Origin of the sequence: Streptomyces sp. NBC_01450 (assembly GCF_036227505.1) — a bacterium.
Classification (GTDB): domain Bacteria; phylum Actinomycetota; class Actinomycetes; order Streptomycetales; family Streptomycetaceae; genus Streptomyces.
This window is the reverse complement of sequence record NZ_CP109480.1, coordinates 392,707-409,244: the sequence shown is the minus strand read 5'-3', so window position 1 is coordinate 409,244 and position 16,538 is coordinate 392,707. Positions and strand designations below refer to the sequence as shown.

The 16,538-nt window shown below is 69.1% G+C and carries 12 protein-coding genes; 4 read left to right on the top strand and 8 right to left on the bottom strand.

Annotated features, from left to right (window positions below; translation table 11 throughout):
• Nucleotides 1-100: 100 nt before the first annotated feature.
• The 3 genes from OG568_RS01900 to OG568_RS01890 all read right to left on the bottom strand — a co-directional run bounded on the left by OG568_RS01900 (nt 101) and on the right by OG568_RS01890 (nt 5,045).
• On the bottom strand, nt 101-1,864 hold the full coding sequence (locus OG568_RS01900) for an FAD-dependent oxidoreductase (RefSeq protein WP_329529985.1): 1,764 nt from the start codon (nt 1,862-1,864) through the stop codon (nt 101-103).
• Between the two features lie 14 nt (nt 1,865-1,878).
• The gene (locus tag OG568_RS01895; protein ID WP_329529984.1) at nt 1,879-3,888 is read right to left on the bottom strand and encodes a maleylacetate reductase and hydroxyquinol 1,2-dioxygenase domain-containing protein; all 2,010 of its coding nucleotides are present in this window, start codon (nt 3,886-3,888) and stop codon (nt 1,879-1,881) included.
• A gap of 248 nt (nt 3,889-4,136) precedes the next feature.
• Nucleotides 4,137-5,045: a helix-turn-helix domain-containing protein gene (locus OG568_RS01890; protein ID WP_329529983.1), complete on the bottom strand. Its 909-nt coding sequence runs from the start codon at nt 5,043-5,045 to the stop codon at nt 4,137-4,139.
• Between the two features lie 464 nt (nt 5,046-5,509).
• Here OG568_RS01890 and OG568_RS01885 point away from each other — a divergent pair, with 464 nt between their 5' ends.
• A complete protein-coding gene (locus OG568_RS01885; RefSeq protein ID WP_329529982.1) occupies nt 5,510-6,121 on the top strand; it encodes a TetR/AcrR family transcriptional regulator in 612 nt (203 codons plus the stop codon).
• Nucleotides 6,122-6,498: 377 nt separating this feature from the next.
• Complete coding sequence (locus tag OG568_RS01880) at nt 6,499-6,951, top strand: organic hydroperoxide resistance protein (RefSeq protein WP_323137065.1); 453 nt, start codon at nt 6,499-6,501, stop codon at nt 6,949-6,951.
• 140 nt (nt 6,952-7,091) lie between these two features.
• Here OG568_RS01880 and OG568_RS01875 read toward each other — a convergent pair whose 3' ends face one another.
• Both OG568_RS01875 and OG568_RS01870 read right to left on the bottom strand, forming a co-directional pair.
• Entirely contained in the window at nt 7,092-7,259 is a 168-nt protein-coding gene (locus tag OG568_RS01875) for a hypothetical protein (protein WP_329536235.1), read from the bottom strand.
• Nucleotides 7,260-7,334: 75 nt separating this feature from the next.
• Nucleotides 7,335-7,580, bottom strand: coding sequence for an FAD-binding protein (locus tag OG568_RS01870; protein WP_329536234.1), 246 nt, complete (start codon nt 7,578-7,580; stop codon nt 7,335-7,337).
• A 70-nt stretch (nt 7,581-7,650) separates the two neighbouring features.
• Between OG568_RS01870 and OG568_RS01865 the strand changes: the two genes are divergently transcribed.
• Both OG568_RS01865 and OG568_RS01860 read left to right on the top strand, forming a co-directional pair.
• Nucleotides 7,651-7,890, top strand: a complete 240-nt coding sequence (locus tag OG568_RS01865) for an MmyB family transcriptional regulator (protein WP_329529981.1) — start codon at nt 7,651-7,653, stop codon at nt 7,888-7,890.
• A 610-nt stretch (nt 7,891-8,500) separates the two neighbouring features.
• Nucleotides 8,501-9,667, top strand: coding sequence for an MBL fold metallo-hydrolase (locus OG568_RS01860; RefSeq protein WP_329529980.1), 1,167 nt, complete (start codon nt 8,501-8,503; stop codon nt 9,665-9,667).
• 81 nt (nt 9,668-9,748) lie between these two features.
• Here the strand turns inward: OG568_RS01860 and OG568_RS01855 are convergent, their stop codons facing one another.
• From OG568_RS01855 to OG568_RS01845, 3 genes are all read right to left on the bottom strand, one after another.
• Nucleotides 9,749-11,020 (bottom strand): hypothetical protein, encoded by a 1,272-nt coding sequence (locus OG568_RS01855; RefSeq protein WP_329529979.1) that lies wholly within the window; start codon nt 11,018-11,020, stop codon nt 9,749-9,751.
• A gap of 58 nt (nt 11,021-11,078) precedes the next feature.
• Nucleotides 11,079-13,037 (bottom strand): hypothetical protein, encoded by a 1,959-nt coding sequence (locus OG568_RS01850; RefSeq protein WP_329529978.1) that lies wholly within the window; start codon nt 13,035-13,037, stop codon nt 11,079-11,081.
• 348 nt (nt 13,038-13,385) lie between these two features.
• On the bottom strand, nt 13,386-16,277 hold the full coding sequence (locus tag OG568_RS01845) for an AfsR/SARP family transcriptional regulator (protein ID WP_329529977.1): 2,892 nt from the start codon (nt 16,275-16,277) through the stop codon (nt 13,386-13,388).
• Nucleotides 16,278-16,538 lie beyond the last annotated feature (261 nt).

Genomic DNA, 16,538 nt, shown 5'->3' with positions numbered 1-16,538 from the left:
CGTTCCGGTCCGGCAGACTCGCCCGAGCGGTGTCTGCCCCTGTTCTGGTTTCCGTGTGTGGGTGTGGATGTGGATGTGGGTGTGTGCCGCGTCGTGGTCGTCAGCGGTGCAGTACGGTCCTCAGGGCTTCGAGCAGTTCGCCGTGTGCCGCGGAGTCGGCGTCCGGCGCCGAAGAGGCGCGCCAGGCGATGTGTCCGTCCGGTCGGACGAGCAGGCACCCGTCTTCCGCCATCTCCGATTTCCGGCGCCACTCGCCGTAGGCGTCGCGGCTGTCCTCGGCGCCGATGCGGACGCACTTCAGGGGAATCCCGAGGGCCTGCGCGCAGTCGGCCGCGGCCGACTCCCACACGCCCCCGGACAGTCCGGTGACCAGCGTGAAGGTGCCCTTGCCGACGACGTCCAGCGTGGACAGACGGTGGCCACTGCCGTCGACGAGCCAGGCGTGCGGAAGTTTCGCGCCGGGACGGGTCGTCGGCCGGTGGAAAAGCTCCGGGTCCCGAGCCCATTCCTCGGCGGCTTCGGTGTCCTGGACGACCGCGGAGGAGTCGTAGCGCTGGTTCATCTCGACGCCATGGGCGTTGAACTCGTAGTTCTTCAGCTGGATGGCCTCTTCCAGCGCCTGTCGGCGCTTGGAGCCGTCGGCCGTCTCGCTGCGGCACGCGGCGAGACCGTCGGCGATGTCGGCCTCCTCGCTGTACGCGTCGAGTCCCAGCGCCTGGAAGATCGGGCCGAACTGGTCACGGCTGAGGTTGGCGCGATCGACGATCTGCCGCCCGACCGGTGCCCGCTCCGCGGTGTACGTGTCGAGGAGCTCCGGACCGGCCTGACCGCGGATGACCATGGCGAGTTTCCAGGCGAGGTTGTACGAGTCCTGGATCGAGGTGTTGGAACCGAGGCCGTTGGACGGCGGGTGCCGGTGCACCGCGTCCCCGGCGCAGAAGACCCGCCCGGCCGAGTACGTCGTGGCATAGCTGTGGTTGACCGTCCAGAGCGAGCTCGACGTGATCTCGACGGGAATGTCACGGTCGCCGATGAGGTCGTGCACGATGTCCCGGGCGGTCGCCTCGTCCATGAGAGGCGGGGGCTGTTCGATGTCGTATCCCCACACCAGCAGCCATTCGTTCCACGGCCGCACCATGCGCACCAGCCCCATGCCGATGCCGCCCATGTGGGCGCCGGGACGCATCACCCAGTACAGAACGCTCGGGCGGTGGGCCACGTGCCGGGAGAGGTCGGCCTTGAAGACGATGTTCATGCTGCCGGCCTTGCCGCTCTGCCCGGCGATCGGCAGTCCGATCTGCTCCGCCACGCTGCTGCGGCCGCCGTCCGCACCGATCAGGTAGCGGGCCCGCACGGTGAACTCGTCTCCGCGCACCCGGTCCCGGAGCCGGGCGGTGACGCCGTCGGCGTCCTGTTCCAGGCTGAGGAACTCGGTGTCGAAGCGGACCTTGGCTCCCCGCGACGCGGCGTTCTTCAGCAGGATCGGTTCCAGATAGGTCTGCGGAAGGTCGATCATCTGCGCGGGGCTGGCGGTACCGTACTCGGTCGCCGCGTGCGGGCCGGTGCCCCAGCTGCGGATCCGGCCGATCTCCTCGCCGGCCAGGGCGGTGCACAGAACGGTGTCGCCCATGAGTTCGGCGGGACTTCCGGCCGCGGCGGCTTCACCGTCCACGCCGAGGTCGCGCAGCACCTCCATGGTGCGCTGGTTGGTGATGTGCGCACGGGGGGTGTCGGCCAGCCAACCGTACTTGGTCACGAGCAGAGTGCGAATGCCGTACGTAGCCAGGAGCAGGGCCGCGGATCCACCGGCGGGGCCACTGCCGACCACGATGACGTCGGTGTCGTAGGTGTGGGTCGATTCCATGAGACTGCTCCAGGTCAGTGCGCGGGGCCGTCGGCCAGGCGGGCGATGCTGAAGGTGAACTGCAGGCTGCGCCACTCCCCGTCGACGGCGCGGCCGTCCGGGGTCGGCCCGACCTGGGGAGTGAAATCCACGATCAGGCCGTCCTTGACGCCGAACACACTGTCGGAGTCCAAGTAGTGGCCACCCTTCACGAAGAGCTGGGTGACCAGGCGCTGGTGGCCGGCGGCGGAGATCATGAAATGCACGTGGGGCGCACGGTAGGGATGGCGGTTGACGGCTTGGAGCATCTGTCCGACCGGGCCGTCGTCCGGGATCGGGTACTCGGCCGGCAGGATCGTCCAGAAGCGCAGGCGTCCCTGCTCGTCGGTGCGCAGGCGACCCCGCAGCACCGGTCCTTCGAGCTCGGGCAGCTGGATGTCGTAGAACCCGTCCTTGTTGGCCTGCCAGACGTCCACGACGGCATCCGGCACCGGCCGTCCGTCCGTGTCGGTGATGCGGATGTCGGCCCACAGCGGAGTGCCGGCCACGCCCTGCGAGATGTCGGCGCCCTGCGCGGTCTCCGGCGGTCCGTCCGTGTAGAAGGGTCCGAGGACCGCTGACGGTGTGGTCTGCGGGGTGCGTGAATGGGTGAGCAGGTCGACGACGCTGGAGACACCGAGCGTGTCGGACAGCAGTACGAACTCCTGGCGAGTGCTGGTGCAGATCTGCCCGGTACGGGTCAGGAAGTCGATGGCGTGCTGCCACTCGGAATCGGTGACGTCATTGCTCGTCACGAAGTGGTGCAGGTGGCGTACGAGGTCGCTGAGCAGCTGCCTGACCCGCGGATCGGGTGCGTTCGCGAAGCTCGCCACCACCTGGGCGGTCAGGCGCTCCACATCCGAAGCATCTGAAGCATCCGAAGCCGCTGTGTGCCCCGCGGGGGCCGGTGTCCCAGGGGTCCGCGTCGCGGGAGCCGACGCCGCGGGAACCGTCGGACGGCGGCCCTCCCAGGCGTCGCGCAACAGGCTCTCGATTCCCGGGGACGTCAGTTCCCGCGGGTTGGGATACGGCGTGGCGACGGCCAGCCGAGCGGCCTGCGGCAGATCCGCTTCCGCCATGCCCAGTTCACGCAGCGAGGTGGGGCCGCCCGCCGAGGTGATCAGGTCGAACATCCCGCTCGGGGCGTCCGGCACGCCCAGTGCGCCGGCGATGCGGCTCATGACATCCCCAGCGGCAGGGGCGTTGTAGGCCATCGCGTGCGGCAGGATCACGGTGTGCGTTCCGGCGTGCGCCAGGTCGAACGTGCCTCCCAGCGTGTGGCACAGCTTGTGATGCAGGCCCATACCGACGGAGCCGAGGCAGGTACCGGCCAGCCATGCGGCATGCAGGAGGTCCGCGCGCGCCGCGGTGTCGGACGGCTCGGCCACGAGAGCCGGCAAGGCGCGTGCGGTCAGAGCGATCGCATCGAGCGCCATGGCGTCGATGACGGGGTTCGCCTGAGGCGCGTACAGGGCTTCCACGGCGTGGGCCATGGCGTTGACCGCGCTGGTGACCGACATGCCGACCGGCAGGTCGCGGGTGAACTCGACGTCGTAGACAACGGTTTCGGGCAGAATCGCGGGCGAGCTCACCGTGGTCTTGCGTCCGTTCTGAGTCTCCCCGAGGACCGGGGTGACTTCGGAACCGGCGTAAGTGGTGGGGAGGATCAGCTGCGGCAGATCGGTACGGAACGCGAGTGCCTTGGCCAGCCCTGTGGTGGAACCGCCGCCGACCGCCACCAGGCAGTCGGCGGAGTGTTCCCGAAGGACGTCGAGGGCCCGTTCGGTCACGTCCACCGGAGTGTGCATGGCGGCACCTTCGAACTCCGCCACGACGACGTCACCGAGGACATCACGTACCTGGGCGGCGGCCTTGGCCACCGGTGGAGTGGACAGGAGGAGGACTCGGGAACAGCCGAGTCGCTCGACTTCGTCGCGGACCTGGCTCACTGTTCCGGTGCCGAAGATGATCCGCGAGGGGTGGGAGGTGTACACGAAATTCCTCATGGGGGTCCGCCTTCGCGTGTGCCGTGGGTCCCTGAATTTCTGACACTGAGTGTGGGGACGGAGGGCGCCCGGTCTCCTGCACGTTTCGCGCGTGTTTCTGCAGGATCGGCGCGGCGCTGTGGCCCTTGCGGAGGTACGGCACGGGCGTTTGAGCCAGGTGGGAGCGCTGCGGTGCTTGACGGGCGCGGGCGGATGCGCGTCTGTGCGTACCGGAGGAAAGGAGCGGGGGCGGACCGCGGAACGCGACGTCAGCCCGCGCGCCGGACCGCGGCGGGGGTCGTGCCGAGCTTGGCGCGCATCACGCGCGTCAGGTGTTCCTGGTGGGAGAAACCGCAGCGGACGGCCACATCGGGGATGGGCAGGACCGTGGTGCGCAGCATCCGGCGTGCGTGGTCCAGTCGCAGTTGCAGCAGGAACTGGTGCGGAGACTTCCCGGTGCTGGTCCTGAACTGCCGACTGAACTGGCTCGTGCTCAGACCGGTGGCCGCGGCCAGATCGGAGACGGGCAGCGGGTCGGAGATGCGTTGCTCCATCAGCTCCCGTGCGCACACGAGCTGCTGCGTGGTCAGCCCGGACATCGCGCCGGCCGGGACCGCGGGCCGACCGGCCGTGTGCGCGCGGGCGAGCTGGGCGGCGAGCATACCGACGAGGTGATCGACGTAGGTGCGGGCGGAGGGCTCCCACTGCCGCACGACGCCGTCCAGGGCCAGGAGGACCTGCTCGATCAGGGGATCGGAGCTGCCCAGTTCCTCGGCGAGCTCCACCGCTTCACGGCCATCGTGCGCTTGCTGGAGGGCTGAGTCGCTGAGATAGAGGTGGAGGGTGTCGAGTCCGCCCTGGAGTTCGACATCTAGCGGGCGACCTGCCGGGTGGACGAAGAGCCCCCCTGCCGGAATCCGCCGTCCTCGTATCGAGCGACCGAACCGCCGTCGGACGGTCACCGGGCCACTCAGGTGAAGGATCAGCAGGTGAGTGGGGGCACCATCGAACGTCGAGTGGTACGGCGTTTCCCGCTGGGCGGACAGATACGCGTGCTCCCAGCCCAGACCCGAGCTGGTCCGGTCCGGGGCCACCCAGGCCTGGCGCAGGATGCCACCGGTGTCGAGGAGCCCCAGCTCGGACACCGTTCCGTCCACGAGCTCGGCGGCGGTGCCCATGCGACCCTCCTCTGCGGTGCGCAATCACGTACGTATTGTTGAGTGCTAAATTATTGCCGAGTATTCCCGCCGGGACCAGCCCCTTCCACGACCGGCCACGATGGCTTCCCGGTCAGGGGCTGTGCGGCGGAAACGGCGGACGGTCGACGCTGCCGCCCCGCCGGGGAGCAGTCGCTGCCGCGGCGCGGCGATCGGGTTCCCGCGACGGGACACCGGCGAACGGCCGGGTCCGGCATCCACCGAGGGCGTCGCTGCGTCGACCTCGCGCCCATCCCGTGCGGTCGGGTCCATGGATGCGAGATCGATGCGGCGCCCCGCCGACCGGCTCCGCGTCGGGCGGCCTCGCCGTGCGGTACGCGGCGGCAAGCCCCTGATCGCGGAACTGTTCACGGCCAAGTGCGAGGCCGACTGTCGATATTGAGGGTATAGCACGCCTAATGAATTCATGGCCTTAGGATGGTGGCATGCCGTCCAAGCGCCGCTATGTCTCCCCGCTGCGCGAACAGGCCGCCGCGCGGACGCGGACACTGATCCTCGATCGAGCCACGGAGCTGTTCGCCGAGCACGGCTACGGTCGGGTGACCGTCGCCGACATCGCTTCAGCGGCCGGCGTCGCCTCGAAGACCGTCTTCGTGAGTGTCGGGAGCAAGCGCGACATCCTGAACCAGATCGTCGACCAGGGCGTGATCGCCTCCGGTTACGAGCAGGCCATGGAGTACCTGCTCACCCTGCGGACACCGGAGTCGGTCCTGAAGGCCCTGGCCCACGGCACGCGGGCGGGCAACGAGGGGCAGTTCGCCGTGCACGAGGCGATCCACAAGGCACTCCCCGTCCACGAGAACGGCGAGGCCCTGTGGGAGCGCGCAACGGCGGCGTACCGCGACGCGCTCCAGGCCGCCGCCCGGCACCTGTACGACCTGACTCCGCCGCCCTCCCTGTCGATGAAGGAGACGGCCGACCTTCTCTGGTACTGGTTCGGTCCCACCGGCTGGCGCACGCTCGTGGTGGAGAACGGCTGGTCATGGGACCGCGCCGAGGAAGTCCTCTACAACACTTCAGTCGCCACACTTCGCTGACGCCGACCACCTGAAGCGCCTCTACGGCGACGCCTGTCCGGGCTGACCGAAGGCGGAAGCGGTGATCAGACTCCAGTACTTACTGCTTGTTCCACGCCCCGCGCATCGCGGCCGTGGCCGTACATGCTGCCGTGGCCGTACATGGTGGTGACGGCGGCCGAGCCGCCGCGCCCGCGCTCCTTCCCGGCGGTGCGCACGAACTCCCGAGCCTACGAACGAGGTGCACGCCTGCTGACGAGGTGTGCGTCGCCCGGTCGGGTCGACCGGGCGGCGTTCGCGCCATACGGTGGGGCTCGTCGGGGTGCGATCAGCAGCAGACGTGGGGAAGGTCCCGGCCGTGGGCCGGGACAATCCGCAGGTCCGGAGTGGAGGTCGAGATGGCACGAGTTCTCTACACGGCGGAGGCAACCGTGACCGGGGGCCGCGTAAGCGGCCACGGGCGCACACAGGACGGAGTCCTGGACGTCCAACTTCGTGTGCCGAAGGAGATGGGTGGCGACGGGGGTGGCACGAACCCCGAACAGCTCTTCGCGGTGGGTTATGCGGCCTGCTTCGAGGGCGCGCTCGGCGTGGTGGGCCGTCGCGAAAGGGTCGAGACGGGCGACGCTTCGATCGACAGCCGTGTCAGCCTCCTGCCCACCGAGGATCGTGGCTTCGCACTTGCCGTGGAGCTCCATGTGACCCTTCCGCAGATCCCGGATCCAGAGCAGGCAGCAAAGATCGTCGCGGCCGCACACCAGGTGTGTCCCTACTCGAACGCCACCCGGGGAAACATCGAGGTCACCTTGACCGCCAACGGCCACGAGGTCGGTTCGGGCGCCGGCGACTGAGCCGACGCCGCCGAGGGCCGACTCCCTCCCGGCAGGGGAGCGGCACCCTCCGGTTGGACAAGGACAGGCCGTTCAGGAGGACTTCGGCCACGTTCTCGGCGTAGCGCCGCACGCGGGCCATCCCTTCGAGCAGGGTGACCTCAGGGGCGCGAGCGAACCACAGGCGGTCGGGCGGCCCACCGCCTTCGGCGGAGCGCGCGCGGCTGCCGCGACCGACCGACCGACCGGGTCTCCGGAGTGAGCCGCACCAGCTGGGAGCGCCCGTCGCCCGGATCCGCTGCCCGCTCGACCAGTTCCTCACGCTCCAGCGCCTTGACTGACTGCTCTCTCCGGGTTCTCTCCCGGCTCTCCCACGCTGAGGTACCTCAGCGAATGGGGGATCGTCACGGTCGCCTCCCGGGCCGCGCTGCGGGCCGGAACCATCGAACCGCCGAAGGACCTGACACCACCCGGGTCTGCGTCTCGACCGTGACCGCCTTCGTCGCCGAGAGGTCTACGACCAGGGCACCGCCGGGCATCGCGTACCCGTCCGAGCCGTGCCCGCCGCCGCGGACGGCCACCGGGATGCCGTGGGCGGAGGTGTGGCACAGGGCGGTCGCGACATCGTCCTCGTCGGCGCACCGTGCGATCAGCCCAGGACCTTCGCCGGCGGCACGGCCCTGGTACAGGGTTCATGCCGTCTCGTAGGGGTTCCGTGTCATGTGGGGCGCGCACGACGTGCACGTCTACCACAGCGGGAGGAAGCGCTTCCGACATCCGGTCGTCGGCGACCTGGATCTTGAGTACGAACGGATGGAGTTGCCGGGCGACACCAGACTGGCCATCGCGGTCTACAGCGCACCGCCCGGCACCGCGGCCGAGGACGGCCTGAAGCTGCTGGCGAGCTGGTCCGCCACGACCGAGGTGGCGCAGGCAGCCGAGGCGGACGCCGGGAACTAGTGCCGCGGCAGGCAACGTTCGCCCCGTCGCGACGCCCGGCACGCCCTCTCGCCGCACCGGCCGAAAGCCCAAGTACGTCCAGTACGAGGACTTCCGGCCGGCACGCCGAGAGCACGCACCGGACGCCGCTCCTTGACGGGCAAACGTTGCCTGCCGCGGCACTAGCGTTCCCCCCTTCAGCCCCGTCCTCTGGCTGCCGCCCTCAGCCGGGCCGAGGCGGGGCTTCGACGTCTGCGGATGTCACTGGGGGTTCCTGCCGTTACCCCTCACAGCGGAGACTCCCACATCACTTTCTTGTCGGTGCGCGGCCCCAACGGGACGAACACGCACGGATCATCGGCCGCCACGCCGGCGCGGGCGGTCTCCAGGCTGCGTAGCTTGATCGCACTCCGTGGCCTACGCGCGGTCCGTGACGTCGGCCCACCGTTCGAACCGGTATGTAGACGCTGGCATCATTGTTGTCGTTGACATCATTGTTTCCAGTGACTACATTCAGGGTCGCGGGTCCTGCGGAAACCCGAGGGCTGTTTCGCAGAGGTGGCAGATCGACAGCGACCTCCCGCCTCATCACAGCCTCGACCCACCCCAGCTATCACTACGGAGACCTCTCATGCCTCTGCCTCGCCTCGGGCGGCTGCTTCGCCCCGCCGCCTTCGGCGGCATCCCCACCGGTGCACGACTGGAGCGCATGCAGGCATCTCCTCAGTACGCCGACGGCAGCTTCCGCAATCCGACGGTCACCCAGACCATGGCTTCCGGCTCCATGCTCGACTTCGCCCGGACGAACGTTCACCGGGCCGATCGTGTCCGCCGCACGCCGGCCGCTGCCATCCCCCTGCACCGGCCGGCCCTCGCGGGACCCGCTGCGGCGGCGGAATCCGATCTGCGCCTCACCTGGATGGGACACTCCACCGTTCTCACCGAGATCGACGGCGCACGGCTGCTGTTCGACCCGGTATGGGGTGAGCGTTGTTCACCGGTGGGCTTCGCGGGACCCCGACGGCTCCACCCGGTCCCGCTGCCCCTTGAGGACCTCGGCCCCGTGGACGTGGTGGTGATCTCCCACGACCACTACGACCACCTGGACATGCCCACCATCCGAGCCCTCGCCCACACGGGCGCCCAGTTCGCGGCCCCGCTGGGCGTCGGGGCGCACCTGGAGCGCTGGGGAGTCGCACCCGGGCGGATCACGGAACTCGACTGGCACGAGTCGACACAGGTCGCGGGCTTGACGCTGACTGCCACGCCCGCCCGTCACTTCTGCGGGCGCGCACTGCACCGCCGCACGCTCTGGTCATCGTGGGTGGCGGCCGGTCCGAGGCACCGGGTCTTCCACAGTGGTGACACGGGATACTTTTCCGGCTTCGCCGAAATCGGGGCGGCGCTCGGTCCGTTCGACGCGGTGATGATGCAGATCGGCGCCTACAGCGAATTCTGGCCGGACATCCACATGACGCCGGAGGAGGGTGTCCGCGCCCACCTCGACCTGTCGGGAGGCGAGCCGCACGGTGTGCTGCTGCCGATCCACTGGGGCACCTTCAACCTGGCCCCGCATCCGTGGGAAGAGCCTGCCGAACGCACGTACGCCGCCGCTGCCGAAGCGGGGGTGCGGGTTGCCGTGCCCGTGCCGGGTCAACCCTTCGAACCCGGCGGCCAGTTGCCTCAGGACCCGTGGTGGCGAACGGTGGCCGTGCCCGCGTCCGACGCCGCCTCGACCGTCTCCAAGGTTCCCCACCAGGCGGGTACCCGTCCCGCTCTGGTCCGGCAGCAGCCGTAACTTCGAGGCGCAGGGCCACGAGCGGTCAATCGAGCACGGCGGGCCAGGAAGCCGCCCCGCCTGGACACCCCAGAACGGGCCCTAGAGGTCCCGGTCCGTGAACATCTGGAGATGGAGCGGGAGCGTCAGCTGCCTGTCGAGGAACCACGTGGCGATTCCGCTGTTCATCCTCTTGAGTTCTTCAGGGTCGAGGGCGGCAAGCTGATAGGTTTCGGCGAACCATTCGACCCTGGCCACGGTCGAGTACGACGTGAACGTGCGGAACCCGTACCTGTAGGCCAGGAAGGAGAAGTACTCCAGGTATCGGGTGGATCCCCCGTACTCCACGGCGCTTCGCAGCACGCGGACCGTCTCGTCGAAGAGAGTTCCGCAACTCCTGATGAATCGGGTGCAGGCCGCCCGGAGCGCGCCGCGGAACTCCCCGTTCTGGACCTGCATGTCCCTGAGCGCGGCGTCCGCTTTCCCGGCCCTGATGCGCAGTTGCCTGGTCTGTTCCAGGAAAGCGTCCACGGAACCCTGGAGGGCGGTCATGATGCGCTGCCACTCCTTCCACACATTTGGTCCCCACGACTGCCAGGGCGACGATTCCGGTCCGAATGTGTCGAGAAACTGAGAATAGTCCCACATGTACTGGACTTCGTCCGCAAGGTCTTGCATACACTTCAGTGCGGAGCTCGCACCTCCCGAATCCCACAGGTCACGAAGGGAAGCGACCAATTCCCTTACCTCGGGCGGGTCTTCGTCCTCGAGCTCAAGTGCTGCCGCATCGTCCGCCACACCACCGTAGATCCTGGTGAAACCTTCGACCCCGGTCAGGAACACTCGCCTTTTTTGGCGTACCAGACCTGATTCCATCCGCACATGGCCGAGCTCGTGCATGACGGTGACCTGGGCGTATCCGTTGTAGAACTCGCGTGGGCGAAACGCCGCGTCGAAGAAGTGTATGTGTCTGACATCGGCTCCCGGGGTTCCGTCCGTGCCGTCCATGGCCACCACCCAGTGGTAGTGACTCGACGCCTCGGTGTCGCCGAGCGTCGTGGCGGCGTAGTCGTCGCGATACATGCAGCAGCCCTGGAGGACCCACGCGTCCCACGCCGGGGTGTACCGCAGTCCCTGTAGCACCTCTGCCGCCTCGGCCGCCGTCCACACCCCCGCGCCGGCGATCAGCGTCACTCCGTAGTCCGTCACCAAGGTGTTCTCGATGTCGGAGAGGCTGGGAACCTCGGGGAAGGAACTCGTGAGGACGGCGTCCTCCCTGCCCAGGGCCACATCGACCACCGCCGTGCTGTCCTTCGGCTGTGTGCCCGTGAGCGCCTGCGCGTTCCGGAGCGCCCGGGGAGCCAGTACGCTCACCGGGCGTCCTGGAGGATCGCTCCGAATGACCGCAGGTGCGCGCAGCGGGAGCGGAGTCTCAGGGCACACGGAGGCCGTCCGTCCCGTCAGCTCCATCCATGGCGATGGCGCCGGCCGATCCGGCACCCGCTGTGCCGTTCACCGCCGCGTGGTCGATCTGGTTGACGATCTGCGGCCGCACGAACATGCGTTGATACAGGTCCATACGCTGTGCGTCGTTGTCCGTCACGATCTGCAGGGCCAGCCGCAGACGTTCCGCCTCCAGTTCCTGGAGCTGATTGGCGGCGCTCTTGGCCCGTACCGCCTGCTCCTGAAGCCCCGCCGAGTACGCGTCGAGGCCGTTGCCCTCGCCCAGGAAGGTTTCCACGACCACGCCGTCGGTGCGCAGCACATGCTCCTCGGCGCCGACGATCACACCGGGTACCTGCAGGGTCCGCCCGTCCGGCGAGATATGGGCGGAGGAGAAGTCCGGGTTGACGCGCGCGTAGGCGGTCGCGGTGTCGTCGGCGGCGTCCTGGACGACCTGCACGAAGTCGGGCCTCGGCTCGCCCCGGTAGTCCTTGACCGCCTGGAGCTGCGCGATGAGTCCGGCCCGCACAGCGTCGACGCGCTCGGGCCGGATGCAGTCCGCCAGCAGTCGGTCGAGTTCGCCGAGAGGCACCTCGTCCCGCGATTCGGCGTGGCCGTTGAAGAATGCGACGCGCACATCGACGAGATGCAGGAGCGAGACGTATTCCTGGTTCATCTGCCGGAAGACGAAATTGAGCGTCCGGCTGACGTTGATGTTCTCCAGGGTGCGCTCGACCGCCTGTTCCTCGCCCTCCTCCAGTTTGGTGTCCATGCTGGTGTCGACCTGGATGTCCCGGCGCGAGGTGGCACGTGCGGCGTTCTGACTGACCGCGTTGGTGAGGTTCTTCGCGAATTCCTCCCGGGCGCTGTTGTTGCCGCCGGAGACGCCGCCGCTGACCTTGGCCTTGGCGCTTCCCCAGCCCCAGGTGGCCTGTCCCTCGGCCTCGGCCGCCGCCCGGTACTCGAAGCTCTTGCTGGCGTTCTCCTGGCTGGACTGCTCCAGGTTCACGCTGTTGGTGAACTCCTGCTCGGTCTCGTTGTTCGTGGCGTCCAGGATCGACGACGACTGCTGGATGCTGGTGCTGGACCGCTTGTACGTGTTCACCCGGATGCTCGTGCGCTCGCCCGGCAGGAGCGAGAAGGTCTTGATGACACGGCCGGCCCCGTAGCGGGCGGGAAAGGCGGACAGCCGGTAGTACTCGACGAGGATCAGCCCGGGCCGGCAGTGCTCGGGAACGGCCAGGAAGCGGTAGGCGTACTGCCCGTTGACGCCGCGCTGCACGGCCAGCCGGGCGCCGGTCAGCAGTTGCTTGACCACGGTGCCCTCGTCCAACGGGCCCAGCGCCGCCGTCACCCCGGCCAGCCCAGCGGCATCCTCGGCGCCACCCACGTTGGGGAAGACCGCCGGGTCGAAGTAGCCGGTGGACTTCGCGGTCTGCCAGGCGGCGGCGATCCGCTGCGGGGTCAGCGCCATCGGCGGCACCCGGGTCGCGGGCGTCTCGAATCCGGTGTCCGGGTCCTCGTAGCCGTGCAGGTACAGCAGTGGAGTGCTGGGACCGGGAGCGGTCGCGGGACCGGGCCGGTCGCGTTCCTGACGCATGAGGCCGGTGTCCGCGACCGGGCGCCGGGCCAGGGTGAAGTAGATGGAGCGCCGATTGAGGGCCACCACGAGCGCGTCCTCGAAATCGAGGGTCAGGACCAGGTCTTTGACATTGACGCTGTTGCGGTAGTTGAAACGGAACGTCAGCGACGAGCCGGGAAACCTGTCGAGTGGCAGGGGTACGCCCGTCGCGTCGCCGCCCCAGGGAAGTTTCGGGTTCTCCACGACAAGGTCCTGAACGTGATCACCGACCTCGTTGTACACCACGCAGGAAAGCTCTATTTCCTCGTTCTCCACATGGAGGGAGAACGACGTCGTGGTGACCGGAATCCCTATGTTCGGGGACACGTGATAGCTGATCCCGAGAAATGTGAGCCAGTCCGCCTGATCCACATCCAGTGGAATCACGTACTGTCCACGATGGATCGTCGGCTCGGGTAACTCCTCGCCCACTGCGGCGACCGCCTGCGACAATACGTCGATCTTTGCGTCACCGTCGGCCATGCGTCCCCCAGTTGCATTCGACTGACGGGTCACACTTCTACAACGGTGCAGCCATGACAAGGCTGCTGTGTCATGGCAATCCAAAATAAAACTGAGTATGACCGTCCGTTTTCATTCCCGTGGAGCGGTAGGGAAATAATCGCGGGACGGCGGGCAGTCGGGGCTTCAGGCCGGTCGCGCGTTTCGTGATCGTCACGCGTGATCTTGCGGTTCGCCCGGTTCCTGGAGCCGGGCACGGACCTGCTCGGCGTCGGGGTGGGCGAGTTCGGTGAAGAGGGTGAGGGCGCTCCGCCAGGCGGCGCGGGCGGCCTCGTGGTCGCCCGTCGCACGGTGCGCGTCCCCGATACGAACGAGGGTTCCGGCCTCCTCGGCCGGCACGCCCAGGTCCCGGTAGATGGTGAGAGCGTTGCGGTAACTGGTGAGGGCCTGCGGGTGGTCGCCGAGATGGTGGTGGGCGTAGGCGATGCTGTCCCAGGTGGCGGCCTGGCCGATGTGGTCGCCGAGATCTCGCTGAATGGCGAGGGCCTCGCGGCAGTGACTGAGGGCCTGCTGGTGATCGCCGAGCGTCGCGTGGTCCCAGCCGACCGCGTTGAGGGCGGTCGCCTGCGCGGCTTGCCGACCAGTGGCACGGAACAGATCCAGGGCCAGCTGGTCGTGGAGCAGGGCGCTGGGGAGGTCACCCCGCTGCTCGGCCTCCCAGCCGAGGCTCAGGTGGACATAGGCCCGCCCGACGTCGTCTCCCAGTTCGGTGAAGAGTCCCAGGGCACGGTCGAGGTGGGCACCGGCGTCGCCCCGCAGGCCCAGTCGGCCCTCCACCCGGGCCAGTCCGCGAAGGCCGTGGGCCTCCATGACGGGGTCGGACAGCCGTAGCGCGGCGTCGAGCGCGGTGTGTTGGGCGGCCGCCCAGTCGTGCCAGCGCCCCTGCCGGTCGAAGAACCGCTCCATGGACGAGACGAGCAGGCAGACAAGACGGTGCGAACCGGAGCTCGTGGCCGCGTCGATGACGGCGAGCAGCACCGCGTACTCGGCCGTGAGCCAGGCCAGAGCCGACTCGTCGTCGGTGAGCGGCTCGGGGAGGGTTCCTTCGGGGGGAGGCGGGAGCGGCATCGTGTCCACGTACGGTGCGATCAAGAGACCGGCGGCGTGCGCCGTGTGCAGATAGTGCTCGTACAGCCGGTGAACGGCCGCCCGGCGCTCGGCCTCGCCGTGCTCGGTGTGCGCCAGTTCGGCGGCGTGGGCGCGGAGCAGGTCGTGGAAGGCGTACCGGCCGGGGACATGCTCGTTGATGAGGTGCACACGGGAGAGCTCGGACAGCAGCAGCCGCGCCTCCCGTACCGCGAGCCCGGCGAGTGCGGCCGCGGCCGGTGCGGTGAAATCCGGTCCGGGATGCAGTCCGAGCAGTCGGAAGAGGCGGGCCGCGGCGGGGGAGAGGGCGCGGGAGGACCAGGAGAACACCGCGCCGACATCGGCGGACTCGTCGGCCCTGATGAAGGCGTCGAGACTGCCCTGGGCTTCGCGCAGCTCGGCGGCGATGGCCGACAGCGAGACGTGCGGGTGGGCGGCCGCGCGGGCGGCGACACAGGCCAGGGCCAGCGGCAGCCCGGCACACAGTGCGATGATCTCCGCCGTCGCCTCCTGCTCGGCGGCGACCCGCTCGGCTCCCAGGCGGCGGATGAGGAGTTCCCGTGCCTCGTCGGTGTCGAGCGGACGCAGGGTGAGGGAGTGGGCTCCGTGGGCCGCCACCAGACCGGAGAGTTGGTTTCGGCTGGTGACGATCGTGAGGCAGCCGGGCGTGCCGGGCAGCAGCGGCCGTACGTGATCGGAATCCCGCGCGTTGTCCAGCAGGACGAGGAACCGGCGTCCGGCCAGCAGGCTGCGGTAGAGCGCGGCCTGCGCGTCCAGACCGTGCGGGACGCGTTCCGGCGGCACGCCCAGCGTGTCCAGAAAACCGCGCACCGCTTCGTCGGGACGCATGACCGCCCCTGACGGGTCGAAGCCTCGCAGGTTGACGTAGAGCTGCCCGTCGGGGTACCGGTCGGCGACCCGATGGGCCCAGTGCACGGCGAGCGTGGTCTTGCCGATTCCGGCCATTCCGCCGATGGCGCTGATCACCACTGTTCCGTTGGGCCGCGCGTCGCTGGACAGCGATGCGAGGATCTGGTCCAGTTCGGCCCGCCGACCGGTGAACGTCGCCAAGTCGTGCGGCAGTTGCGCGGGCACGGGCTGGGAGGCCGGCGCATTCGGACCGACGAGGTCCGAGAGCGCCGGACCTTCGGCCGAGTGTGCCTCGAAGGCTCCGGCCCCGGTCGCCGTGGCCGGCGCATCGCGCAGCACCGTCCGGTGGGCGTCGCGCAGTTCCGGCCCCGGATCGATGCCCAACTCGTCGGCGAGCCGGTCCGACAGGGCCTGGTACGTGCTGAGCGCCTCGGACCGCTGACCGGTGGCCGAAAGAGCGAGAATCAGCCGGGCCATCAGCGGTTCGTCCAACGGGCTGTCGGCAGCGGCCTCCCGGAGCCGGGGGAGGAGCACATCCGGCACGTGTGCTCTCAGCGCGACGTCGGCAGCCTCTTTCACGGTCGCGAGGCGCTCATCGTCCAGCGAGCCGAACGCCGCGTGCGCGCGCGCCTCCGCGGGGATCCCGCGGGCGGCCGGTCCGTGCCACAGCGACAGCGCCTCGGTGAGGAGTTCCACGGCCCTTGCCGGCGCCGCGTCCGAGACGGCCCGCCGGGCCTCGACCCGCAGCGCACGGAAGCGCAGCAGGTCCAGAGAGTCACTGTCGGTCACCATTCGGTATCCACCCGCGGCGCGGAGCAGCCAGTGGCCTGGTGCCCGGGTGGGAAGGCCGGGCTCCAACAGGCGGCGCAGGGCACCGACATGCCGGTGGACCACATTGACCGCACTGTTCGGCGGGCGCCCGCCCCACAGGACGTCGACGATCTCGCCCACGGATACGAGGTGACCCGCCCGTACCAACAGCAGTGCCAGCAGCGCCTTTTCCTGCGGACGCCCGAGGTGCAGCTCTGTCCCCGCCCGCCAGACCCGAACCGGCCCGAGCACCGCGAACCGCACCGGCTCCGGCGCCACCTCGTTACCCTTCTTGATCTTCCACCCCCTGCGTTCACCCTACGTCACGCGTGGCGCGGCCAGGAGTCCGCGCCGTCGCTCCTCCGACGGCAGCCGGCAGCCGTGCGGTCCCAGCGGCACGCGCACCGGGATCCGCACGCACGTCACCGGTTCCTGCGCCGCGAAGGCCAGCAGCCGGCTCGTTCGGCAGGTGCCCAGACACCCTTCAGCCAAGTGCCGGGGTCTGTCGCCCGCAAACGGAGTGCCGCACGGTTACCGGGG